The sequence below is a fragment of the Pseudomonas sp. 2822-15 genome (genome assembly GCF_002742515.1).
Classification (GTDB): domain Bacteria; phylum Pseudomonadota; class Gammaproteobacteria; order Pseudomonadales; family Pseudomonadaceae; genus Aquipseudomonas; species Aquipseudomonas salomonii.
Genome location: NZ_LJRY01000173.1, coordinates 1 through 464 on the forward strand (window position 1 = coordinate 1; position 464 = coordinate 464).

The following is a 464-nucleotide window of genomic DNA, read 5'->3' on the forward strand; positions in this document are numbered from 1 at the left end:
TTCATTTTTACTCCTCCATTAAAGGGACTCGAATGAACACAGAGGTTCCTTTTCCTAACTCACTTTCTATACTAATGCCTGTTTTCATAACTTCAGAATCATAAGTATTATAAGCAAGGCGTAATCTTTGATTAACATTCAATAGAGCTAAACCGTGTTTTGTAGAATCAACTTTGTTTTCGTAAGTTAAGTTGTCCATCACTTTACGTTGCGTATCTCGATCCATTCCTGCACCGTCATCTTCTACTTTGATTAATAAATATTTCCTACCATTTACCTCTTCTGCATCTACTATAACGTTTACGGAACCTGGACCAACTTTATTCCCTATTCCATGTAATATGGCGTTTTCAGCGATTGGCTGCACAATTAATTTAGGAATTAATACCGTACGATACTCTCCTGGCATATTTACCTGCCAAGTTAACCTATCCTCAAACCTTATTTTCATTATTCTCATATAA

1 protein-coding gene is annotated in these 464 nt (G+C 35.3%); it reads right to left on the reverse strand.

Going from position 1 to position 464, the window contains the following annotated elements; all coding sequences use genetic code 11:
* Positions 1–7 precede the first annotated feature (7 nt).
* On the reverse strand, positions 8–464 hold a 457-nt coding region (locus AOA59_RS08885), incomplete at its 5' end, for a sensor histidine kinase (protein WP_256593037.1).